This is a genomic window from Gimesia panareensis (assembly GCF_007748155.1).
Lineage (GTDB): Bacteria > Planctomycetota > Planctomycetia > Planctomycetales > Planctomycetaceae > Gimesia > Gimesia panareensis.
The window spans coordinates 7090298-7114032 of the sequence record NZ_CP037421.1 but is presented as its reverse complement, the minus strand read 5'-3'; the positions used below and the strand labels follow the sequence as shown (position 1 = coordinate 7114032).

Genomic DNA, 23735 nt, shown 5'->3' with positions numbered 1-23735 from the left:
CACCCCGATTTGCCGGGAAACGTTAATGTTCGTTAACACCTCAGGAGTCCCGCGGGGGGCTTCTGTTAGAATCTGCAATCCTGAATTCGAGGCTTGCAAATGACAGTCAGTCTTCCCAGAATGGGGGCTTACATAAAAGGGTCGAACTTTCTCGACTATGGCTTATAGAGAGGATAGGGAATCAATGTTGCGTCTGGCGTTCGTAGGATTGTGCTGTTTGGGTTCGGTGATGACTACCGAAGCATTTGCTCAGGCCAAAAAGGGTGACAGGGACTATGCCGTAGTCGATCTCAAGAATGTCGACGAAGATTTCTACTATCAGGGCGAATATTACGGGGCGATTGGAGCCGACTGCAACTGGTGCGGGGCTGCGACGATTGGTCTGCAGGTTGTCGCCCGCGGCGATGGTCATTTCTTTGCCTCGCTTTACCAGGGTGGGCTGCCTGGAAACGGCTGGGACCTCTCTGCCCGCGAAGAACTGGATGGCACCCGCGACGGGGATGTGCTGACACTCACAGGGAAAGACCTGACCCTCAAGGTATACGAGAATGGTCCCGTGGAAGTACTGGATACGAAAGGGCATCTGCTGGGCCAATTGACCAAGTACCATCGCAGTAGTGTGACTCTGGGAGCAACGCCCCCTCCCGGCGCGACGGTGATTTTTAATGGTTCTTCCGTCGACCAGCTGACCGGGGGGCAGATTACTCCCGGGGGTCTGCTGAAAGAGGGAACTGAATTCAAGAAGACCTACCGCAGCTATCGTCTGCATGTCGAGTTCCGTCTGCCTTACATGCCTTATGCGACCGGACAGGCCCGCAGTAACAGCGGACTGTATCTGCAGAGCCGCTACGAGGTACAGGTTCTGGATTCCTTCGGACTGGAAGGGGTCGAGAATGAATGCGGTGGTCTGTATAAGCAGAAGCGTCCCCGCATCAATATGTGCTTCCCACCTCTGTCCTGGCAGACCTACGACATCGGTTTTGTTGCTCCCAAATTCGATCAGGACGGAAAAAAGATCAAGGATGCCTACATCACCGTGTTGCTGAACGGGGTTCCCGTGCATCAGGATTATGCGATTACCGCGAAGACCGGTGGTGGTAAACAGGAAGGTCCGGAGCTGTACCCGATTAAGTTGCAGGATCACCGGAATCCGGTCCGCTATCGCAATATCTGGATTGTGGATCTGAGTGACCAGCCCGATCCGCAGTACTGCTATCCCTGCCGGTCACTGCTGTGTGACAAGTAATCGGATCTGAGAGACTCTCGCTTCTGAAACCGACGACGCTGTCGATACGCGCAGGTCGTCGGGCAGGATATTTTCGTTCGCGTCTTGTCTTGCTGTTTTCAACCGGTACAATAGGGTTGCGGTGTCGTAAGCTGCTGTCTGGAACAGGCATACGATGTTGAGATCCCGTGTGATTCACCTGTAAGATCGCACTCTGCCGGTAAAAACCCGGGCGCGAGGGCCGAGTGCATGGAGAGTCGAGAGGTCCGATGGATTATACATTGATCGCCATTATTGGCTTAATCGTGGCTTTGCTGTTGTTTGTGGCCGAAATCTTTGTGCCATCAGGCGGGCTGATTGCCATTCTGGCCATCACAAGTATGGGCGCCTCGCTCTGGGGTGCCTGGATGGCCTGGTGGGGGACAAATCCCGGATTCTGGTGGACTTATATCGCCAGCGTGGTGATTCTGATCCCGACGACAATCGGGATGGCGGTGAAAACGTTCCCCAATACGGCCTGGGGGAAGAAGTTCATTCACGAAGTCCCAACCCTGGAAGAGGTGACCGGGTTCCAGGCGGAAACAGAGCATCTGCGATCTTTGATTGGTAAGATTGGAAAAACGCAAACTCTTTTGAACCCCAGCGGGTTTGTGCTCGTTGATCATGAACGGCACCACTGCGAAAGCCAGGGAATGATCGTGGATCCGCAGGTGAATGTGGAGATTATCGCCGTAGAAGGGACGCGGCTGGTCGTCAAGGTTGTCAAACCGAGTGTGAAAGAGACCCCCGAAACGGATCAGGAGACTTCATCCCCTAATGGTCCGCTGGCTGATGGGGCACTCGATTTTGAAGTCCCTGAAACCTGATTCTGCCAGCAGGCTCTGGAGTCGGACCTGAAATTACTCTACAATGTACAAAACTTGATTTCGGGTTGGTTTAGAGATCGAGTTGAGCCGTTATAAACAACATCAGGATCTACATTTTCTCAGGACAGGAAAGCAGGAATGAGCACCTTGAATCTTTTAGCGGCAGACAATACTTCCACCCTCATATGGATTGCGGGAATTGTCGTCTTTCTGGTTGTGTTGTTTGTCGGTGCTCTGTTTGCCCGATTTGCCGGTCTGTGGATACAGTGTAAATTAACCAATGCCAAGATTGGTTTTTTCAATCTGCTGATGATGACGCTTCGTAAAGTGAACCCCACGATTATCGTCCGCAGTAAAATCATGGCGATCCAGGCGGGGATTACGAAGTCCTATGATATTTCCACCCGCGACCTGGAAGCCCATTACCTGGCCGGTGGTAACGTGCCGAACGTGATTCGAGCGCTGATTGCCGCCCAGCGGGCCAAAATCGATCTGGACTGGCAGTCGGCCCAGGCGATCGACCTGGCGGGCCGGGATATTCTGGATGCGGTGCGAACCAGCGTTTATCCCAAGGTGATTGACTGTCCCGATCCCCGCAAAACCAACAGCACACTGGATGCGGTGGCCGGCGACGGGATTCAATTGAATGTGCGTGCCCGCGTGACCGTACGGACCAACCTCAAACAGCTGGTGGGTGGAGCGACGGAAGAGACCGTGATCGCCCGTGTGGGACAGGGGATCGTGCAGGCCATCGGATCCACAGCAACGTACGAGCAGGTACTGGAAAATCCGGACAAGATCACACAAATCGTATTAAACGAAGGTCTGGAAAAGCAGACTGCTTACACGATTGTATCGATTGATATTGCCGATATTGATGTTGGCGAGAACATTGGTGCTCGATTGCAGGCGGACCACGCTGAAGCTGAGATGCGCGTGGCCCAGGCAAAAGCAGAACAGCGTCGAGCAGAGCAGAAGGCACGCGAACAGGAAATGGTGGCCTTAACTCAGGAAAATCGAGCCCAGGTGGTTCTGGCTGAAGCCAAGGTTCCTGAAGCGATTGCCGATGCATTTCGGACCGGAAAAATTGGCATTCTTGACTATTATGAACTGAAAAACGTGCAGGCGGATACCAAGATGCGTGATATGATTGGTACTCCCGAACGGGAGTCCACGGCATCTAACTAGGGGGGGCGCGCTTCCATCCTTGAACGGAATGAATGGCATGCATAAACGCAAGCCAGGAATCAATCAACGGCGACTGAGGTGAAATATGAATCTTTTAATCTTAGCAGCAGGAGACTGGGGCGGAGCCGTTTTTGGGATCCTGATTCTGTTGATCAGTGCTGCCAGCGCCATTGCAAATGCTGCCAAGGAAAAAAATAAAGCTCAGCCCGGTAAAACGAAGGAAAAAGCACAACTGCAGAAAGAACTGGAGAAGTTTCTGCAGGATGCGATGAATCCTCAGCAGGAAAAGCAACCGGAACGAAAGCCGAGACAGGCCCGGGCAGCTGAACCTGTCGAAATTGATTTATTCGAGGATGACGGCATTGAGGCGGTCGCTTCGTCTCCCCAGCCCCCGCGTCGTCAACAGCGCCAGCGCCGGTCGACGCAATCTTCCTCGCGCGGCTACCAGCAAAAGCAGCAGGCCAGCGGAAAGGTCCCTGCTCAGAAAGCGAACAAGAAGAAACACGTCTCACACCGCGAACGTAACCAGCGGGAAGAGGAAGAGCGGCAGAAACGCCTGGGAGGTTCGTTACGCGATCGGATCGAAAAGTCGCAGAAGAAACATATCAAGTCACGCGTGCATAGCCAGATTGACAGTAAGGTTGGCCAACATCTTTCAGATACATTCGGTATGCGATCGGCAGATGGGACTACACTCGGCCCCCGCAAAGGAGCTGCGAGTTTGATTCGGGAAGCGTTGAAGGATCGTCAGTCATTTCGCCAGGCTTATATTTTGAGCGAAATTCTCTCCCCTCCTAAATCACGTCGCCGTTCCTGAAGAGGAGCTTTCGCAGTCATGTCTCCCGGAAATGAGCTGAAGCGGTACAGCGCTGGAAATAGAGTGAATGAGTAAAGCAGATTCCTCGACGAAAGTATTGCTGTTTGCCGGGCCGTTTGAACTTCGGGGAACTTCTGCCTACACCCTGCGGCTGGCCCACTATACTGCCGAATATGGAATCCGGGCGCGTGTGGTCTGTCCCGATGCCTCGAAAGTGGATCCGGGAATTCGCAGCAAACTGGATATTACCGAGTATCGAAATCTGAATACGCCGATTCTGGGGCAGGCAGTCCTGCGTCTGGTCAAACAGGAAGCGGAAAAGAATCTGCCGGACCTGATTCACATTCAATCGCGTCACGTGCTCCCGCAGGGGCAGTGGCTGGCCCGCAAGTTGAAGCGTCCATTTCTGCTCACGGTGAATGATTACCTGCAGAGCGATGAAAGGCTGCGGATTGATCTGCGGTGGTGTAAAGGGATCATTACGGTCAGTGAATCGGTCAAAAAAGATCTGCTCGCCCGGACCGGCCTGCCGGAAGATTTTGTACTGGTGATTTCCAGCGGTGTGGATGTGCCCGATGTTTCCCATCTGTCGCCGGTTCTATCACGCGATCACCAGCCAGTGGTCGGAACAGCGGGGCCACTGGAAGCGATCAAGGGGTTGCCCTACTTTCTGGGGGCCGCCAGCCGCGTGCTGGCGGAAAATCCGGAGGTGCAGTTTCTGATTTCCGGGGCGGGGCCCGAAGAAGGGAATCTGCGACACCTGGCCCGCGATCTGGAAATTACGGAGAATGTAACCTTTGTTCCCAACCTGTATGACTTCGCGATCTCACTGGAGGCGATGGATATTTTCTGTCTGCCCTCTTTGAGACAGGGGCTGGGAACAATCATGCTGGAAGCGATGGCACTGGCTAAGCCCGTCATTGCGACCGGAGTCGGGGGTGTCTATTCGGTGATCCGCGATGGAGAGACCGGTCTCGTAATTCCTCCTTCCAACAGTGAAGCGCTGGCCAACAGTATTCTTAATCTGCTGCATGATCCGTTGAAAGCGCGGGCGATGGGGGAATCGGCACGCGAGCTGGTGCGGGAGCAGTTTCGAGTGGAGACGATGGTCGAGAAGACGGTGGAACAATATCAACTGGCCCTGCACGGAGCGGTCAAAACAGGCAGTGCCTGAAGTACAGGCATCACAGCAGAAAACCGGCGGTTAAACCCGCTTGAGACGGAACCTGAGAATGCAAGCAGAGATTATTGCGATTGGCAGTGAGCTGACCAACGGAGAAAAGCTGGACACGAACAGCCAGTGGTTGAGTACGGAACTGGCTGCGGTCGGCATTTCGACCCACTTTCATACGACGATCGCGGACAACCTGGATGAGATGGTTGCCCAGTTACGGTTGTCGGCGTCCCGTTCTGATCTGGTTCTGATCACCGGGGGACTGGGGCCGACCCTGGACGATCTGACGCGACAGGCGATGGCAGGACTTACTGACGCGGACCTGGTGCTCGATGCAGAATCGCTGGAGATCATCGAAAGCATGTTTCAGAAACGGTACCGCGAGATGCCCGAACGGAACCGGATTCAGGCAATGTTTCCGCAGGGCGCGGAACCGATTCCGAATGAGCATGGCACCGCGCCGGGAATCTGGATGACGGTTCCCCGAGAGGGAGACGCAGGGAACTGTCATATCGCGGCAATGCCGGGCGTCCCTTCAGAAATGAAGCCGATGTTTTTTCAGTCGGTTCTACCGCGGCTGGTGCGGGGGACCAGGATTATTCGTTTTGCCCGCATCAACTGTTTTGGAGTGGGAGAATCGAAGACGGAAGAACTGCTGGGAGATATCACCAGTCGGGGCCGGGATCCGGAAGTGGGTATCACGGCTCATGAAGCGACGATTACCCTGCGGATCAAAGCGATCGGAGAGTCGAACGAGGATTGCGAGCAGAAGATCTCCGCCACATATGAGCAGATCCGTGAGAAGCTGGGCGATTATATTTTCGGTTATGAAGACGAAGAGCTGGAACATGTGGTGGTGACGTTGTTAAACGAGAGACAGCAGACTCTCGCGACCAGTGAATGCGGAACGGGAGGGCTGTTGTCTTATCGTCTGACGGAAGTGGCTGGTTCTGCGGATTGTTTCAAAGGGGGGACAGTGCTGGTGCATCAGCATCCCTTTGATACAGATGGTGCGCTGGTGTTGGCGAAAACCACACGGGAGACGCAGGGAGCCGACTATGGTCTGGCCATTCTGCTGGACCTGAATCAATCCTGGCAGGATCGCGAAGCGGCACCACAGGCATTTGTGGCACTGGCGGGGGCCGAGGGAGCCTGGGCAGAGGAAATCGGTCTGACGGTGAATCGAGCGATTGCCAAGAGTCGCATCAGCAAAGCGGCGCTGGACCTGTTGCGACGGAAGCTGATGAAGATCGAACGTTAAACCGTCATTCCTGAAATCAGGCGGCCCTGAGCTCCCGGGCTTTCTGCGACCAGCGGACCCAGTCCGTGACTTCGTCCAGATCCGGGCGTTTGGCGTCTCTCAGGATGCGTTGTCCCTTTTTGGTTTTCAGGAACGAATTCACTTTTCCGAGCAGTTCCTGCGGAGAAGTTCGGCCGATTGTCGCTGGGTCAGTCAGGCCGCAGCCTTCCAGAATCTGGGCGTCATGACCGCGGAGTCCCGGGATGCAACATACCAGCGTTGTCTGTCTGATCCATTTGCGAATGGTCTGTTTGCGGATGTGCTGCACGTTGAGTTTATTCGCAACATATTGAGGATTGCACTCGAGCAGATCCTTTACAGTGAAGATATTGGCCGCTTCCAGACGTTCTGCTGTCTTGGGACCGATGGACGGGGCATCTTCAACGGGCATCGAACGATCCAGGTAAAAAGGGGGGATGTTCGGTCCCTGGGCATCGGGAGTGGAATGCGAGTCGTCTCGGCGGTACTCTCGATTGTCCTGCAATGATTCCGCCTGCTCTGACTTCGTGATCGCACTGGATGAATGAGGTGAGAATGCACGTGCCTGTTGCGCTCCCAGGATCCACTGCTCTACCCGGGTTTCTGTGATGACAACCGGATGCTGATTCTCTGTAGCATCCTGGCAGGATTGGACCAGTGACCAGAGTTCCTCAAACGACAGGCTGGCGATTTCTTCCGGCTCGGTGATGCCACAGGAAACCAGCAGGATTGCATGTGGAGGAGCCAGTCCGCGAATGCAGGCGGCCAGGCGGGCCTGACTCTGCCATTCGAAGATCAGACCTGCGGTCAGGTTTTCATCGGGAATCCTGCCGGCAATCTCGTCAGCGGAATGGGACAGCAGGTCCTGGATCGTCCAGATATCTGCTTCTGTCAACAGCTGGATCTGAGCCGCACTCAATCCTGAGAGACAGTCCAGTGGATCAGACCAGTCGAGTTCATAGGGAAGAACTTCGAGTGTTTCTGGTTCTTCGTCCGAGTCATACTCTTCGAATGTTGAGAAAGCTTCCGGTTCAGAATCGTCTTCTTCAATGAAAGTGGACGTTTCAAAAGCAGTGTTTCGGCTTCGTTGTGCATCGGAGGCCGGCAGGCGGACGGCTGTGATCCCCTGTTCCTCGAAGAGCTGTGTCAGATGCAGATGACAGGTGAAGAGCAGGATCTGCTGGCCTTTGGCGGCGACCGCGTTCAGAGTTTTGATGGCGGCCCGGGTTCGTTCCTGGTCGAAATTGACGAGGACATCGTCCAGGATCATCGGGAGCTGTACTCCCTGATTGCGGAAGCGTTCCACCATCGCCAGTCGGATCGCCAGGAACAATTGTTCGCGGGTACCGCTGCTGAGTTCATCGACGGTCAGCGTGTGCCCCTCGTCGTCGTCGATTTTGGGGAACTGTTCGCCGAGCGGGGTCCAGATATTGGTGTATTTCTCATTGGTCAGCTGGCGCAGATAATCGGAAGCGATGGCCAGCGTTTCGGGCTGGCTGGTCCGTTCGAATTCGGATCGCAGTTCGGCGATGCCTACCGCGGAGAGTTCGGTCGAGAACCATTGTGCGCCGGCCTGCCGGATCTGTTCCTGAATCTGTTCGCGTCGGAAACGGAGCCGGGCAGAGCTGCGATCGGTTTTGGCATGCTGGTAATCCTGTTTGAGCCGCCCCATGTTTTCGGCGACATTGACCAGATCGCGTTCGATGTCTTCCAGTTCCAGGTTGAGCATTTCGAGGTGTTCGGTATTCTGCTGCAGATCGAAGTTGAGCAGATCGTCTTCCACGATCGCCATTTCCTGTTCGCTGCGGCTGATCTGTTCGAGTTCGGCCTGTGCGTCAGCGAACAGCTCTTCGAGCTGCAGTCGATCTTCGATGGCAGATGCCCGCTGCAGGAATTCCTCCCGGTTGGCAGCCCCTCCCTGGATCAACAGACTGGAACGCTGATGCTTGATTTCTTCCAGCGTCAGTTGCAGGCTCTCAGCTTCCTCACGCAGTCGTTTTTCTTCTTTGCGGAGTCGAGCCCGTTCCTTACGCTGACCGGAGAGCAGTTCGAGTTCGCGTTCCCATTCGGTAACCACCTCGAAGGGGCGATCGAGTTGCTGCTGGTTCCGATTCAGTTTCAGTCCCAGTTCACGGACGCGGCGGTAGAACATATTCACGATATCGCCGAGCGGTTTAATGCGTCGTTGTTCCTGCGCACGCTGAGTGGCATACAGGCTGGCATTGGAGATCTGATGCCACATGCGGAAAGCGTCTTCAATTTTGAGTGTCTCAGTGAGGCCCAGCTGTTTCAGGCATTCGCACCATTCATGGCGTTTACTGCTGAATTCTCGCTGGATTTCCTGCGACCGGTTGCGGAGACGCACCAGTCGCTGTCGGGTTTTCTGAACCTGTGCCTGGGCTGCCTGGAGTTGTTCCAGTTCTGAAATTTTGAAAGCCAGGTCATGCAGCAGCTCGGTGCGCAGGATGTTCTCGTCGTTAAAGTTCAACGCGGGAACCTGCTCGCGGTGACGTTGATTACTGAGGGAGTGGCCTTCTTTGACCAGCTTGAGGGCGAAATACTCGTCTTCCAGCAGTCGATCGATTTCCTGTCGTGTTTCTCGCAGGTGCACATCCAGAGCCCAGTTTTCATCCTGGAGTTCTTCGGCCTGATCGTTGACATCAATTTCAAAATGCTTCTTGATGGCCCAGGTGATGCCTCCCAGGAACAGGCCGGTCAGGCAGTAGATGACACCGACCAGGGTGGCATCGGTCACACCGCGCCAGATACCTGCCAGGAGCAGCAGAGTGCCTGCGATGGCAAAACCGAAGAGTGTTTTTTTAGCCCAGCCGGGAATCCGGGAATGTGTCTGCAGGCGTTCCAGTTGTTCGCGGACGGCTTCCTGTCGAATGGAGAATTCGGATTCGCGGAAACGGAGCTGGCTGAGTCGTTCGAGATGCTGCATCCGTTCGCGGGCACGCTGCAGTTCCTGTTCGATGGAATGTCCATTCAGCAGGCGTCCTGATTTTTCCTGCAGCTCAGCCAGTTTTTTCTGATAGCGGCGGGAGACTTTTTTGTAGCGCTGGTGAGCCTGTTTTCGTTTCAGTGAAGCCGCCCGATATTCGCGGGCAGACTGGATCAGACGCTGATTGTTATCGGGAGTGGCCTGGATGTGCTCCAGCGCATCGACGGAGAGATTCTGGGGGCGGTACTGTTCCAGAATCTGTTCCAGTCGGCGAACTTCGGTCTGGCCATCTTTAAAGTCCTGTTCCAGGGAAGCAATCCAGTCTTTCTGGTCTGCCAGACTCTGGATCTGCGCAGCATGGTCCAGCAGTTCATTGTCCGATTCGTACTGTTCGATTTCTTTACGGAGCCGTTTGATCTCGGCTTTGACTTCGATCAGTTTCGCTTCCGTCTGTCTGATCTGCTGATCGTAGTCATCAAGCAGGGCGATACCATCAACGGGAAAGTCGTGGACAACAGGCAGCTGTTTCAGTTTTTGATGCAGGTGTTGCACTTCCTGCCAGGGTTTGAAGACCCGTTCCAGGAAACGGTGCCCCCGAATCTGATACTGCAGGCCGGACTTCCGTTTTTTCAGACTGTCTGATTCTTCACGCAGCTGTTGCAGTTCATTGGACAGATGATAGAAACGCTGTGATTGCTGTTGGAGGTTTGCCAGCTGCGCATTGACTTCATCGAGTTGTCGGTAGAGGTCAACCAGTGAGCCGGATTTCAGATCATGGCTCAAACAGGTCTGTCTGTTTTCTGCAATATGCCGGGAGACATCAAGGATCGCCTGGCCTTCCGGTCCGAGTGACAGTCCGTAAATGTGTCTGGCGACCTGATCGCCGTGCAGTGTGCCCAGTTCCTGTAGCTCATTCAGGCCGATGGCGAACACATTTTCGTAGACGCTTTCTTTGACCCCCGCGTGGAGCGAGGTCAGCAGTTCCTGGCTGGAAATACCGCGTGATTCTGCCTGGAAGGAGAACTGGCCACGCCCGCCATTTTTTGACTGACGGCGAATTTCGTAACGCTGTCCCTGATGTTTGATATCCAGCAGGGCCGACCAGGGAGTGGAATCCGGTACGCGCACATGCTCGCGGATTTCCTCGGAACGGAAGCCGTAGAGGATGCCCCGGATCATGCGCATCAGGGTCGATTTGCCCGTTTCATTCGGACCATAAAAGACGTTGATTCCCGCCTGCAGGGGAGCCAGATTCAGGTCATGCCAGTTTCCAAACCGGTCGACATGAATGCGATTAATTTTCATGAGTGGAGTTCCTCATCCGTCGAAATGTTGAGCCAGGACTGTCCATTGCGGATGGCTGTATTGAAGATCTGCTGTTCGTCCAGTTCTGCAGCGATCGTACTCAACCGCTGATGCCAGGTCTGATCGAGGTGACCGGCGTGTGCGATCAGTCGCTCAAGGGGGGCATCAATGCGTGAGTGGAATGACTCCACCTGTCGCAGATAACGTTGAGTCAGCTCAGTGCCTGATTCCTGATTGTTTTCTGTCGGGCTGAACTGGAGTGCGAAAACATGCTCCAGCAATGGAAGCGGATGCCCATCGAGTTCCTGCTGCAACTCTAAAATCAGTTCCGCCTGTTGTGTGCTGTCGTCCAGAGAATCGAGCAGCGCGCCGCTTCCGGTAAGGTTCCAGCGCATCATCCAGAGCTGTTCGTGTTTGCCTGGTTTGCGCGAAAGTAACGCTGACTTCATCAGTTGTTTGAGTTGGGCAGCAGAGGTGTGTGGCTCCAGCTGCAGTTCCACGGGGAGCCAGCGGACTGGTGCGACTTTGAGTCGTCTCAGTTCCAGCGGTGTTTCTGAGTTGACGGTGGCCAGCGTCACTCCGTTTTTCTGGTACTCACTGAAATTCAACCCCTGCGGAGTTCCCGGATGATGGGCGACGCCGGGCTGCATTTCAAATGTATGATGGCTGGTCCCTTTGTAGAGGGAGAGATAGTCCACGGCGACTTCATTGCTGTCATCGTCGTTCTGGAATGCATCCGGAACGGCCAGCGAGAAGGAATCGAGTTCAAAGGTGGCCGATTCCTGGGTACTTGCCGAGGAAGCGGGAGTCATACAGCCAATCGACAGGGGCCGCTGGTTGTGTTTGTTAAAGAGCTGGTTGCGCTGTTTCAGTTTCAGGGACTGGTAGGTTTTGGCAGGCGCTGAACCGAAGAGCTGCAGGGTGGCGACGGTTTCTGTATCACGGAGAATGTCGAACCGTTCATGATCACCGGGAGAAAAGAAGTTGACGTTTTCAGGCCAGTGGTATTGCAGATCCCAGGCACTGAGGGGATCTGATTCGCCGGGGATGACCAGGACCGGGATGTTGCGTGCGGCCAGTTTCTGAAAGCCATCAATCAGGGCAATCCGGGCACGATTACTATGATCTGCTTCGACGAATGTATTTCCCGTCAGCAGCAGGAAATCGACTTCCTGATCCAGGCAAGACTGGATCAGATTAGAAAAACAGGTCAGCGTACTGTCCTCGAGCAGCTGCTGTGCTGCATCGGAAACGACAGCGATCCCCTGCGGCTGATGATCGAGGCGCAGGTTCGCGGCATGGATAAACCGGGTTGGTACGTATGACATGGCAGACTCCTTTCCGCCGCATGACCTGCTTGCTACAAAATCTCCATGGCCCGAGGGGAACGCAGGGCGCAGGTCAGCATTCCAGAAATTAATTTCGGGCCGAAGTGTACTTCACTGTGCAGTTTAAGAAAAGTCGATTCTGCGAAAAATGCAGTGGGTCAAGCAGCGTGACTGCCGGAATGCGTTTCGAAGGCCGGTCTCAGTTACCCAGCCAGAAAGGGATGTTGGGATCCTGGTAGGTCTCAACCAGAGCGTGGGAAACCGTAGTGACTAACTCCTGTCGTTTAACAGGCTTAGACAGGACTTCGTAGGCGTCTGCAGCACTTGCATCCTGGCGTAATTCATCGGTCGCATCAGCGGTTATCAGAATGCAGGGCAGCAGGGCGTTGATCTGCTTCAGGATCCGAACTGCTTCCAATCCTGTCAGAATGTCCATATGCATGTCGAGCAGCACGATGTCGACGTGGGTCTGTTCGACGAGTTCAATGGCTTGTTCGCCAGATTCGGCTTCGAACAGCTGGAAATAGGGGGCCAATACCTCTCTGAGGACTTCACGGAAACCGGAGTCGTCATCAGCGATCAGTAATTGATAAGGAGTTTGCGATCTGGCTTTGACCATAACACAGCTCACCGGGAATATCTGTGGCCCACTGGAACAGAGGGATTTAAGGAAACCCTATCTCAAAATCGAGATCGGGCAAAGAGTGATTCAACAGGTAAACTGGTAGCAAATCAGATACCAATGTCAGGTAGAAACAGGTTGCGCAGCTTCAAGTCATTATTTATTAAAGGGTTAGGATATTGATTTAAGAAAGCTAAAGACTCTGCAGCTGTAATTTTATCCATACGGAGCCCCGATATTCTCTGTCAAATAGGCAGGAGTGCGTAAAGAATGAGGGGCGTCGGAGGAATGTTTTCCAGGCAGTTTCTTCACGGAATTGAATCATCTACTGGTGAGAGACAAGTTCCGATTCGGAAACCAGTTCCTTGTCCGCAGCGGAGCCGGCAGTTTGATCATGTGAGTCAGCCATCTGGGAGAAGAACTCAATCAGCCGCTGGTCATAAAGTTTCTGCTGGGCAAAGCGTCCTGCGTTATGAACTGCTTCCGGGAGCTGACAGGGGGTCGTTTTTGAGTGCTGTATGCGCCGGATGATCAGATCTGTCATGCGAGGCACGACGCTTTGATCGTTTTCTCCCACAAAGAACAGCAATTGACGATTTTTCAGAGAGTGGAGCAGGGGTTTGAGATTGACGAAGCGGCAGCCTTGTCGACGTTGAGAGAACCAGATCATGATGCGAAAGGCGCGGGTCACTTCCCAGGTGGGAACCAGCTGAATGAACAGTCGCGGCAGGAACCGTTCCCCCCAGCGGATCGCATGGTCCAGGAAGAGTTCCTCATTGATAAATGCTCCTTCACAGGCGACGTATTGAATCTCGGATTTCTGCGCAGCGACTGCCAGGGCAGCTCCGGCACCGCGGCACATCCCCAGCATACCGAGAGGGAGCTGTTTCAGTTCCGGGTGCTGGCGGAGGTGTCTGATTGCGGCACGGATATCATTGAGTTCATGTTCTGAAAGCCAGTGGACTGAATTGTATTGGGGATCCTGATCGCTTTTGCCGTGATTACGAAAGTCAAAAGTGAAGACTGCAAATCCAGCATCCAGCAGGCCGCGACATTGATAGAGACCGATCTGTCCTGAGAGTTTGAAGGGATGGCAGAAGAGGATCACTCCTCGCGGTGGAGTCTGTCTGGGGAGGGCAACCAGACCTCGCAGCGTCAGTCCATCGATGGAGGGAAAGGAGACAGACTGAATACGAATTCCCGAGTCTTCTTCCGGCAGATTAGAGAGTGTGCCGGCGAGTTGAAAGCGATCTGTGAGCGGCGCAAAGAGTACGGGATAAGCGGCTCGCATAATGCAATATTGGATGATCAACTCGATGCCGATAAGGATCAGCAGGCACCAGAACAACCAATTCACTACCGTCTCCCTTGGAAGTGATGCCGCTGCTGAAGCCCGCTACAGCGACGGTGATCATAAGTGGTTTTAAATCATGATGACACATTACCCGCAAGTCTCAAACTCATCGAGAGCTGCGAGTCTGGTTACAGTGTAATCGGTTTTTGCACGAGCGTCTCTGTTAATCTGGATGGTTTGCGAGATATTGTGAAATATCTGATTCGAATTCGCAGCATTTTATCCGTTAAATTCTGAGAAGATCAGAGAGATATTCTGACCACCAAATCCAAAACTGTTCGAGAGTGCCGTTGTGACTTCCTTCTGGCGGGCTTCGTTGGGAATGTAATCCAGGTCGCAGTCCGGGTCAGGAGTTTCGTAGTTAATCGTGGGGGGCACCACATTGTCACGAATCGCCATCAGACAGGTGATGGCTTCCACGCTGCCTGCGGCGGCAATCAGGTGGCCCATCATACTCTTGATACTGGAGACAGGAACCTTGTAGGCGGTATCGCCGAGCGCGCCTTTGATCGCTCTGGTTTCCACTTTATCGTTGACGGCAGTGCTGGTCCCGTGGGCGTTGATGTAGTGAATGTCCTCGGGGTTGAGATTGGCATGGCTCATCGCCATTTTGATGCACTTGATGGCCCCGCGTCCGTCTGGATGAATATCGGTGACGCGGTAGGCGTCTGCACTGGAGCCGTAGCCAACCAGTTCGCCATAAATCTTAGCGCCCCGTTTCTGGGCCCGTTCGAGATCTTCCAGAATCATCATCCCGGCACCTTCACCCAGCACGAAACCATCCCGGTTGCGGTCAAAAGGACGCGATGCTTTGGCAGGATCTTCGTTGTGAGTGGAGAGGGCGGTCAGCAGGCTGAATCCGGTGACGCCGAAGGGGTGGATCATGCTGTGAGCACCGCCGGAGAGCATGATATCAACATCGCCACGACGAATCAGTTCAGAGGCTTCACCAATCGCCTGGCTGGAGGCGGCACAGGCAGTCAGGCAGTTCAGGTTGGGGCCCTGGGCATTGAACAGGCTGGCCAGGTGGCCGGCCGGCATGTTTGGTTCCTGTTCCAGCTCGAACAGTGGATTGAGCTGTTCCAGACCAGCCTTGGTGAATTTTTCCAGATCGACTTCACCGTCGTTCTGTGCCTGGGCGATCAGCTTCATGAACTGGTAGAAGTCCTGTTGTCCTTCGCCGGCACCGAGATAGACGCCGAACGTGGCAGGATCAAAGTCGTCATCCAGGATTCCTGAATCTTTGACGGCCTGTGTGGCTGCGCCGATGGCGTAGCGGATGTTGCGTCCTGAATATTCAAAGCGGTCGAGGTTATCGACATAGTCTTCCAGGTGGAAGTCGTGGACCTCGGCTGCGAAGCGGGTGGGAAAATTGGAGGCGTCAAAGTGAGTGATGTTGGAGATCCCGCATTTGGACTCCTGGAGTGCCTTCCAGGTATCTTCCACGGTTTTTCCCAAAGGAGTGATGGCCCCAATACCTGTGATCACAACACGGCGGTTCATAGCTTTGAATTCTTGTTTTAAATTGAAATTGGTAACAGCAGGCAAATCACGGCGTTGTTTGACCCAGCGTATGTGATTTGCAGCCCGTAATTTAGTTTGATACTTCGATCAATGAATTATTATTGTAGCCCATTTGGAATCAAGGCTTCCATACCAAGGTTTCAAAAATAGCCGCTCTACCCCTGATGTTCACCGGTTCCCGCCTGTCCCACGTCCAGAATGCCCAGCAGATTCATGGAAAAGACGAAGTTTTTCTGGTCGATCTTCCCGAATTCGGAATCACTCTGGTCGAGGTGAACAAAGATGATGCTGCCCTCAGCCACCAGGCGGTCCCCTACCATGGCGGTGACTTCGACAGCGCCCCCTTCATCACCCGCATTGGTGATTTTGGCGGTATAGATGAGTTGATCGCCGGGGCAGGCCCAGCTGTGGAATGTCATCTGCGGTACTTTGGCCAGAATCACGATATGTTCGAAATCGTTGATCTCGCCCAGTAGAATCCCCCCCGTCTGAGCCATCCCTTCGATCATTAACGAACCGGGCATGACCGGAAATCCGGGAAAATGATCGTGCAGATGCTCTTCGGCCAGCGTCACATTTTTGACGCTTTTAGCGTAGGAGCCACTTTCGAATTCAATGAAGCGATCAATCCAGAACCAGCGCATTGCGGCGAACCTTATTGCAGGTGACTTAAAGCTGACAGCAGATCGAACCGGTTGTGGAGCAGGAAGTGCTCCAAGCGTTCGATCGATCAGACGAAGCGGCACAGCCCACCCGGGGTGAGCTGTGCTGCTGTCGAAGGTATCTTAAGAGATGCCTGCCTGATTATTTCAGGCGGGCTTCCAGGAAGTTCACCAGCATGTCGACGGTGAACAGGTCCTGCATTTTTTCGACTTTGGGATCAGCGGCGAAAGAATCGACGTCAGCGTGAGGCATTTTGTCACGCAGCTCTGCAATCCCTTCTTCGGTGAAGACACCATCTTTCACGAAACCGGAATCGGAAGAAGCGATGTTTTCCGGGAAGAGTTCCCCACGGGGAATCTTGATGTCGAACGCTTTTTCCAGACGGAATGCGATGTCCAGAAAGTCAATGGATTCTGCACCAAGGTCACCCATCAGGGTGGCTTCGGGCACTACTTCGTCGTCATCCAGTCCGAGGGCATCTACCAGTGTTTCACGAACGGAATCGAAGATTTCATCTCTAGTTGGCATCTAAATACTCCTTGATTTCGACCCGCAGGTCGATTATTCCCGCCGACCCAGCCTGTGTAAAACCATCCGGCGAGAGGGATGATTCTGACAATTTCCGCTGCCGACACACGGAATTGACCCAATTCCACTGTTGTCGGCAAAACAAAATATCTCGATTCGTCACAGCGACGAGCTGCTTCGAATATTACGCTTATTAAATTCCACCCAGGGTCAGTCCACCATCAACGGCCAGGGTCTGACCGGTGACGTAGGACGAATCTTCGCTGGCGAAGAACAGTACCGCATTGGCGATGTCTTCTGGAAGACCCAGACGTCGGGCGGGGATGTGTTTTTTAATCTGATCGCCGGCGGCGTTTCGCACGTCGACTGTCATGTCTGTTTCGATAAAGCCGGGAGCAACCGCGTTGACGGTGATGCCCCGTTTAGCGACTTCGGTAGCCAGGCAGCGGGTGAAGCCGATGATGCCCCCTTTGCTGGCAGCGTAGTTGGACTGGCCTGCGTTGCCGAAGTGGGCTGCGACACTCGACATATTGATGATGCGTCCATAGCGCTTCGACATCATTGGACGGGTGACTGCCTGGGAGAAGTTGTAGACGCTGGTCAGGTTGGTGTCGATCACCGCCTGCCAGTCTTCAGGAGACATGGTGGCCAGCAGACCGTCACGGATGATGCCGGCATTGTTGACCAGGATGTCAATCTTTTCCCATTTTTCAATGACCTGTTCCACAACAGCATCGGCCTCTGCTTTGTTGGCGACGTCGGCCTGGATCGCGAAGGCCTCACAGTTTTCGTCTGCCAGTTCTTTAACGATCTGTTCTGCGGCTTCCGCACTGGAACGGTACACAAAGGCAACTTTGGCCCCTTCCCGGGCCAGGGCCTGCACAACGGATTTTCCAATACCGCGGCTGCCGCCAGTTACCAACGCTACTCTTCCTTCCAGTTTCATTCCTCAATCCAATCTAAATAGTTAACAAGATTCGTTAGTTCTTTGACAGAAAGCGTGTTCCGGATGACTCGACTTCAGGACGTGGCCTGTTTTGCCGGATTCCAGAGCTGAGCAAACTGAGTCTGCAGATCCTTGATCCGTTCTGCGTCTTTCTCAGCCATCGAGGGATTTTTATCCACCAGGTTAAACTGTTCCAGAACAATTCGTCCACTGACAGCCGTTTCACCTTCCACTTCACTGGAGGCTTTCAGTGTGCACAGGTTGTCCTCCCACTTCTGGATGCTCAGTGAGACACGCAGTTGTTTGCCGGGAGTGACGAAGCTGTTGAAGCGAATGGCCTTGGTCTGTTTTAGCAGGATTGTGCTGAATTCAAAATCGTTGGTGTACCGCATCAGCCAGGCACCGGCCTGAACGATGGATTCCACCATCAGCACGCCCGGCATGACAGCAAAGCCGGGAAAGTGGTCCTGTAAATATTCTTCGGACAGGGAAAGGTTTTTGACAGCCGTGATCGACTTGCCTTTCTCCAGTTCTAAAATTTGATCGACGAGCGAAAATCGCATGTCTGTATAATCTCGCTACCTGTCAGGGAAAGGTGTCTTCGGGGCTACCGGAAATAGAGCTCAATCTGATGGGATCAGGGCACTCGTACTCCGGTCACGATCAATCGGTTTGAAATATAGAATCCCCTATCGATGATCCACCCGAAAAACTTCATTCGTTTCTTCAGAGTCATTGGAAACGTGGCAGTATAATTGCCCGATACCTGTTTCTCAAGCTAGTTGCTTGTCAGACAAACCCGAAATCGTCTGAAATTTCAACGTTTTTGCGTCATGGTCTGTAAGTGTCTATAAAATAACGGTTTATATCTAACAGGGGTGGTTCGTGCTACAGAAACGGAGCCTGGGTGGAATTCGATTTGAGGAGATAGGAAGTCCCAGCAACGCTTAGAACGAATGCTGACTGACTGGGGAGTGGATAATTGTCGATTTGATTTTTGACGAGAGCCATTTCCTGACCTAGATTTATAGAGCGTACGGGTCTGATTTCTGTTGATCGGACCTGTGTTGGGAAAGATGGTCAGATAGTACGAAACAGGTTTACAGTTATGGATGTCATTGTAGAGAGTCAGCCGCAGGTCACATCAGAAAAAAAGTCAATTGAAGACATTTTACCTCCCGGGATTACTCGGGAGATTGAACCTGTTTCTTTCCGAAAATGCAGAACGGCCGCAGGCCAGGGTTATCAACTGGTCCGCAAGGGTTCAGGACGATCCTGGAATCGTCTGCTTCAGCAGCTGGAAGACAGAAAAAATTCTGGATCTGCCACATCCGGACGATCAGAAGTTCCCCAGGCACAACCAGGTGAACGGCGTGCCTTTCCCCGGCATTCCAGCGATGCCATTGTCCTGGCATTCAATCAGGACGAAATGGGACAGGCTTCCACGGGTGAGGGGACTGGCAAAAAAGGGTATGCGATCAATGTCAGTCGGAACGGAATTTCCTTTGCTGCCCGGTCTCAGTTTCAATTGCGCGATCAATTGCAGTTGAATGTAGAAGAGGCGCAGTTGAATTTTTCGCTGAATGTTTCAGCCGAAGTCTTGCGGTGTGAAGCCCTGGACGATGAGTTCTGGCGCGTGGACTGTAAGCTCGTATCCCCGCTCACGGATCAGCAGGTGAGCTTGCTCAAAGAGCACGTTCCTTCCTGTTTTGCAGGCTGAAACTACATTCCCTGTGGCGGGACTCCCAGGGATTTTCCACCATCGATGCGCAGTGCCGTACCGGAAACCATCAGGGCATCTTTACTTGCCAGATAGCAGATGGCCGAGGCGACTTCCTGAGGTCTGATCATCCGCTTGTTCGCTGCAGCGATCGGGCTGGCACGGATCATCGATTGCGTCAGACCATCTGGATCAGCGGCGCGGGCGATGTCGTCGTTCATCATACCGGTCTCTCCCACAGGACCCGGGCAGACGCAGTTAACGCGGATATTATCTTTGCCGTGACAGAGGCCCAGGCTTTCGGTGAGGGCCACAACAGCATGCTTGCTGATTGAATAAACCGGGTCATGCGCCCGGGGGAGCAGCCCCGCATTACTGGCTGTATTCACAATCGCACCTCCGCCGGTTGCCAGCATGTATTTGATGGCATGTTTACAGCCCAGGAAGGTGCCTTTCAGATTTGTATCGATACAGGCATCCCACTCCTCTTCAGATACCTGATGGATCTGTTTCACCATACCGATGCCGGCGTTGTTGACCAGTACGTCGATTCTTCCGTATTGATCGATGGCCTGTTCGATCAATGCCTGTACCTGCGATTCCTGGCGAACATCGCAGACGGCTTCCACGATTCCCAGGCGTTCGAAGGTTTCTCTGTTCTCCTCCAGGTGTTTGACGTCTCCCGCGAAAACATGAGCACCGGCTTCCGCCATCATGATTGCGGTGGCGCGACCGATTCCATTGCCGGCACCTGTAACTATGACTACCTGGTCCTGGAATTGATATTTGTTATGCATGCTTCGAACTCGATATAACAGGGGTTCTATTGTATAGTTTTTCGGGCTGATTCAGGAGGAAAGGGGGGCTGAATCGTTTACTAAAACGAAAATGGCAGTTGTAAGGGTTGTAAGGTATATAATAACAGGAGTTTAGGTTGAATTCTGGGCATTTTGGAATTGCGAGATAACATCAAAAATGGTTGATATTCGCATTGGAAATTGAGTAAAATCGTGTACTCTATAATAAGTGAATTAGCAGAAAATCCAGATATTATTGAGAGTCGCCTCGAATGTTTTTAGCTTTCAGTAAGTTAATACAGTAGCGAGACAGCTTTCTTTTCGCAATTTGGTAGGGCTCAGCAATACCAGTGCGTGCGCTGTACCGTCTTCAGTCTCTCATTTTTCAAAACAGTGGAGAACTCGAAAATGCGTCGTTTTTCTAAACAACTCAGTGTTGTTTTCACATTTGTCATTTGTGTCAGCACTCTGGTGCCTGCTGTGAAAGCGGCCGGTCCGGAAAGCAGAGCGAAGGCATTTTCTACAGGGAGTTTTGATCCATTTATCGACTTTATCAACCAGCGGATTCGCCAGGGTTGGGAAGACAACGAAGTCGAGCCCTCTCCCGTGGCTTCCGATGAAGAGTGGATTCGTCGAGTACACCTGGATCTGATTGGTCAAATCCCTTCCGCAGAAACGGTTGAAAAATTTGTCAAAGATCGTGATCCTGCCAAACGATCTAAGGTCATTGATCAGTTGCTGGACGATCCCGGCTATGTGCAGAACTTTACGAATGTCTGGACGAACCTGCTCATCGGTCGTCGTACTCCACGACGGGTGAGCCGCAATGGGATGCAGAAGTTCTTGCGAGAGGCGTTTGCCAAAAATCGCCCCTGGAATGATATCGTTCAGGATCTCGTGACTGCGGAAGGGCATTTTGAAGAGAACGGAGCCGTCAACTACCTGCTGGCTCAGATGCAGAATAATGATGAAGCAGTGCAGGTCACTGCAGCGACCACACGCCTGTTTCTGGGAATCCAGGTGCAGTGTACTCAGTGTCACAACCATCCGTTCAACGACTGGAAACAGAATCAGTTCTGGGAATACAACAGTTTCTTCCGTCAGATGCGACGGGTCAACCATCGTAAGACCGATCCGAAAACCGGTCGACAGGTCGACGATTATTCGGAAATCGTTGCTACCGGCTTCGATGGTCCGGTTTACTACGAAAAACGTTCCGGTCTGATGCAGGTTGCCTACCCGATCTTCAATGATGTGAAGGTCAGCCCTGATTCTGGTGTTGAACGTCGCAAGGAGTTTTCCAAGTTGATCGTGCAGGGGGATCGGCCGCTGATCGCTTCTGCGATTGTGAACCGCATGTGGGGTTACTTCATGGGATACGGTTTTACCCGTCCCGTTGATGACATGGGGCCGCACAACCCGGCTTCACATCCCGAGCTGTTAAACAAAATGGCCGAAGAACTGGTCAAAAAAGATTATGACCTCAAACAGCTTGCACGCTGGATTTGTAACAGCGAAGCGTACAACCTGACCAGTCAGTACGGCGGTAAGAACGATATTGACAGCCCTGAACGGGGTGAGACTCCTCTGTTCTCGCATATGTATGTCAAGAACATGACTGCCGAGCAGCTGTATGATTCACTGATTGTCGCTACCGGGGCTCACAAGTCCGGCCAGTCTAACTGGGAACGGGCCGAACAGCAGCGTCGTCAGTGGATGCGTCAGTTCATGGTTGCCTTTGATACTGACTCAGGCGATGATGCCACTACATTCAACGGCACCATCCCTCAGGCTCTGATGATGATGAACGGAGAACTGACGAAGAATGCCATCAGTGCAGACAGCGGCAGCTATCTGAATCAGATGCTGCTGGAGAAGGGGAACGACCAGGCTAAGATTCGTAAGATGTTCCTCTCGACTCTGAGCCGTTATCCTGACCGGCGTGAAATCACAACTGCTCAGAGACTGATTGCCCGGTCTCCGAACAAGTTGGCTGCCTACCAGGACCTCTACTGGGCTCTCCTGAACTCCAACGAATTTATCTTCAATCACTAAACAACAGCGTCGTGCTAAATACAAAGAAACAAACAAAACACTTAATTTTAAAAAGGCCACAATCATGACTATTTTGAATCCCTACGGAATGACGCGTCGGCACTTTATGAAGCACGTCGCCGGTGCAGCTACCGCGATTCCGACCATGGGCTTCCTTTCCCATCTGGAAGCAAACGCAGCACAGGTCAAAAAGCAGCAGAAAGCCTGTATTCTGATCTGGATGCCGGGTGGACCTCCCACCATTGACATCTGGGACCTCAAACCAGGTTCCAAAAATGGGGGTGAATTCAAGCCGATCAGCACAAAGGGAGATATGCAGATCTCAGAGCATATGCCCAAGACGGCTCAGATCATGGACAATCTGTCTCTGATCCGCTCCATGAGTACTCGTGAAGCTGACCATGCCCGTGGTACTTACTACATGCACTCAGCCTATGTGCCTAATCCCACCGTAGTGCATCCTACTTTCGGTTCGGTTGTCAGCTATGAACTGGGATCCCGCCGTAAAGAGCTGGATATTCCCTCGTTCATCTCCATCGGTGGCAGCCGGGGAAGCGCAGGGTTCCTGGGAATGGCTCACTCACCGTTTGTCGTTTCCAGCAACGGAACGATTCAGAACGCAGACATCAACACGGCTGAAAAGCAGCGTCTGGGACAGCGGCTGGATATGTTGCAGGTACTCGAATCCGGATTCATTAAATCCAAACGCGGTGACTCAGCAAACTCCCACAAGGACATCTACAAGAAAGCAGTCAACCTGATGACTTCCAGTCAGATGGAGGCTTTCAAAGTGGATCAGGAACCAGCGGCTCTGAAAGAAGCCTATGGTGACGGTAACTTTGGTCAGGGACTGATGCTGGCTCGTCGTCTGGTGGAAGTTGGTGTGCCTTTCGTCGAAGTTTCTGCTTCGGTCGGCAGCTGGGACCTGCACCAGGGCGTATTTGATTCGCTGAAGAATCAAAACCTGCCGCAGCTGGATAAAGGGATCTCTGCACTGGTAACCGACCTGAAACAGCGTGGTATGCTGGATGACGTAACCATTGTCTGTATGGGCGAATTTGGTCGTACTCCTCGGATTAACCAGAACGTCGGTCGCGATCACTGGGCAGCCAGTTGGACTGCCATGATCGGTGGTGGCGGACTGAAGAACGGCCAGGCGATCGGGAAAACCGACAGCGATGGAATCGGTATTGAAGGTAAGAGCTATCTGCCTGGTGACCTCTGGGCGACTGTGGCTCACTCTCTGGGTATTCCACTAGATATCGTGCACACCTCAAAACGTGGTCGTCCGATGAAGCTGGCCAATGGCGGAACCCCGATCAAAGAACTGATCGGTTAGTTCTCAGTCAGATGATCAGCTGAATGAAGCCATGAAACAGCGGATGCTCGAAGGGGCTTCC

19 protein-coding genes are annotated in these 23735 nt (G+C 53.1%); 9 read left to right on the top strand and 10 right to left on the bottom strand.

Annotation, left to right across the window (positions count from 1 at the left end; all coding sequences use genetic code 11):
* Positions 1–229: 229 nt before the first annotated feature.
* From Enr10x_RS26710 to Enr10x_RS26685, 6 genes are all read left to right on the top strand, one after another.
* Positions 230–1246, top strand: coding sequence for a 3-keto-disaccharide hydrolase (locus tag Enr10x_RS26710; protein WP_232093149.1), 1017 nt, complete (start codon positions 230–232; stop codon positions 1244–1246).
* Positions 1247–1494: 248 nt separating this feature from the next.
* Positions 1495–2091 carry an NfeD family protein gene (locus Enr10x_RS26705; protein WP_145452055.1) on the top strand — a complete coding sequence of 199 codons (597 nt, stop codon included), beginning with the start codon at positions 1495–1497 and terminating at the stop codon, positions 2089–2091.
* A 138-nt stretch (positions 2092–2229) separates the two neighbouring features.
* On the top strand, positions 2230–3279 hold the full coding sequence (gene floA, locus Enr10x_RS26700) for a flotillin-like protein FloA (RefSeq protein ID WP_145114720.1): 1050 nt from the start codon (positions 2230–2232) through the stop codon (positions 3277–3279).
* 85 nt (positions 3280–3364) lie between these two features.
* On the top strand, positions 3365–4096 hold the full coding sequence (locus Enr10x_RS26695) for a hypothetical protein (RefSeq protein ID WP_145114718.1): 732 nt from the start codon (positions 3365–3367) through the stop codon (positions 4094–4096).
* 67 nt (positions 4097–4163) lie between these two features.
* Positions 4164–5270 (top strand): glycosyltransferase family 4 protein, encoded by a 1107-nt coding sequence (locus Enr10x_RS26690; protein WP_145114716.1) that lies wholly within the window; start codon positions 4164–4166, stop codon positions 5268–5270.
* A gap of 58 nt (positions 5271–5328) precedes the next feature.
* Positions 5329–6531 carry a CinA family nicotinamide mononucleotide deamidase-related protein gene (locus tag Enr10x_RS26685; protein WP_145452053.1) on the top strand — a complete coding sequence of 401 codons (1203 nt, stop codon included), beginning with the start codon at positions 5329–5331 and terminating at the stop codon, positions 6529–6531.
* Positions 6532–6547: 16 nt separating this feature from the next.
* On the opposite strand, the gene Enr10x_RS26680 is transcribed toward Enr10x_RS26685, so the two are convergent.
* The 9 genes from Enr10x_RS26680 to Enr10x_RS26640 all read right to left on the bottom strand — a co-directional run bounded on the left by Enr10x_RS26680 (position 6548) and on the right by Enr10x_RS26640 (position 18326).
* Entirely contained in the window at positions 6548–10798 is a 4251-nt protein-coding gene (locus tag Enr10x_RS26680) for a DUF4332 domain-containing protein (RefSeq protein WP_145452052.1), read from the bottom strand.
* Positions 10795–12126, bottom strand: coding sequence for a metallophosphoesterase family protein (locus tag Enr10x_RS26675; protein WP_145114711.1), 1332 nt, complete (start codon positions 12124–12126; stop codon positions 10795–10797). Before Enr10x_RS26675 ends, Enr10x_RS26680 begins: the two co-directional genes overlap by 4 nt.
* A 199-nt stretch (positions 12127–12325) precedes the next feature.
* Positions 12326–12745, bottom strand: a complete 420-nt coding sequence (locus Enr10x_RS26670) for a response regulator (protein WP_145114709.1) — start codon at positions 12743–12745, stop codon at positions 12326–12328.
* 328 nt (positions 12746–13073) lie between these two features.
* The gene (locus Enr10x_RS26665; protein WP_145114707.1) at positions 13074–14105 is read right to left on the bottom strand and encodes an alpha/beta hydrolase; all 1032 of its coding nucleotides are present in this window, start codon (positions 14103–14105) and stop codon (positions 13074–13076) included.
* A gap of 216 nt (positions 14106–14321) precedes the next feature.
* Positions 14322–15605 (bottom strand): beta-ketoacyl-ACP synthase II, encoded by a 1284-nt coding sequence (gene fabF, locus Enr10x_RS26660; protein WP_145114705.1) that lies wholly within the window; start codon positions 15603–15605, stop codon positions 14322–14324.
* A 176-nt stretch (positions 15606–15781) separates the two neighbouring features.
* A complete protein-coding gene (locus Enr10x_RS26655; protein ID WP_145114703.1) occupies positions 15782–16270 on the bottom strand; it encodes a 3-hydroxyacyl-ACP dehydratase FabZ family protein in 489 nt (162 codons plus the stop codon).
* Between the two features lie 160 nt (positions 16271–16430).
* Entirely contained in the window at positions 16431–16817 is a 387-nt protein-coding gene (locus Enr10x_RS26650) for an acyl carrier protein (protein ID WP_145114701.1), read from the bottom strand.
* 193 nt (positions 16818–17010) lie between these two features.
* A complete protein-coding gene (gene fabG, locus Enr10x_RS26645; RefSeq protein ID WP_145114699.1) occupies positions 17011–17763 on the bottom strand; it encodes a 3-oxoacyl-[acyl-carrier-protein] reductase in 753 nt (250 codons plus the stop codon).
* Positions 17764–17837: 74 nt separating this feature from the next.
* The gene (locus Enr10x_RS26640; RefSeq protein WP_145114697.1) at positions 17838–18326 is read right to left on the bottom strand and encodes a 3-hydroxyacyl-ACP dehydratase FabZ family protein; all 489 of its coding nucleotides are present in this window, start codon (positions 18324–18326) and stop codon (positions 17838–17840) included.
* Between the two features lie 545 nt (positions 18327–18871).
* On the opposite strand from Enr10x_RS26640, the gene Enr10x_RS26635 reads away from it, so the two are divergent.
* Positions 18872–19483, top strand: a complete 612-nt coding sequence (locus tag Enr10x_RS26635; protein ID WP_145114695.1) for a PilZ domain-containing protein — start codon at positions 18872–18874, stop codon at positions 19481–19483.
* 2 nt (positions 19484–19485) lie between these two features.
* Here the strand turns inward: Enr10x_RS26635 and Enr10x_RS26630 are convergent, their stop codons facing one another.
* Positions 19486–20280 (bottom strand): SDR family NAD(P)-dependent oxidoreductase, encoded by a 795-nt coding sequence (locus tag Enr10x_RS26630; RefSeq protein ID WP_145114693.1) that lies wholly within the window; start codon positions 20278–20280, stop codon positions 19486–19488.
* Between the two features lie 408 nt (positions 20281–20688).
* Here Enr10x_RS26630 and Enr10x_RS26625 point away from each other — a divergent pair, with 408 nt between their 5' ends.
* Complete coding sequence (locus tag Enr10x_RS26625) at positions 20689–22335, top strand: DUF1549 and DUF1553 domain-containing protein (protein WP_145114692.1); 1647 nt, start codon at positions 20689–20691, stop codon at positions 22333–22335.
* A 64-nt stretch (positions 22336–22399) separates the two neighbouring features.
* Positions 22400–23674 (top strand): DUF1501 domain-containing protein, encoded by a 1275-nt coding sequence (locus Enr10x_RS26620; protein WP_145114691.1) that lies wholly within the window; start codon positions 22400–22402, stop codon positions 23672–23674.
* Positions 23675–23735 lie beyond the last annotated feature (61 nt).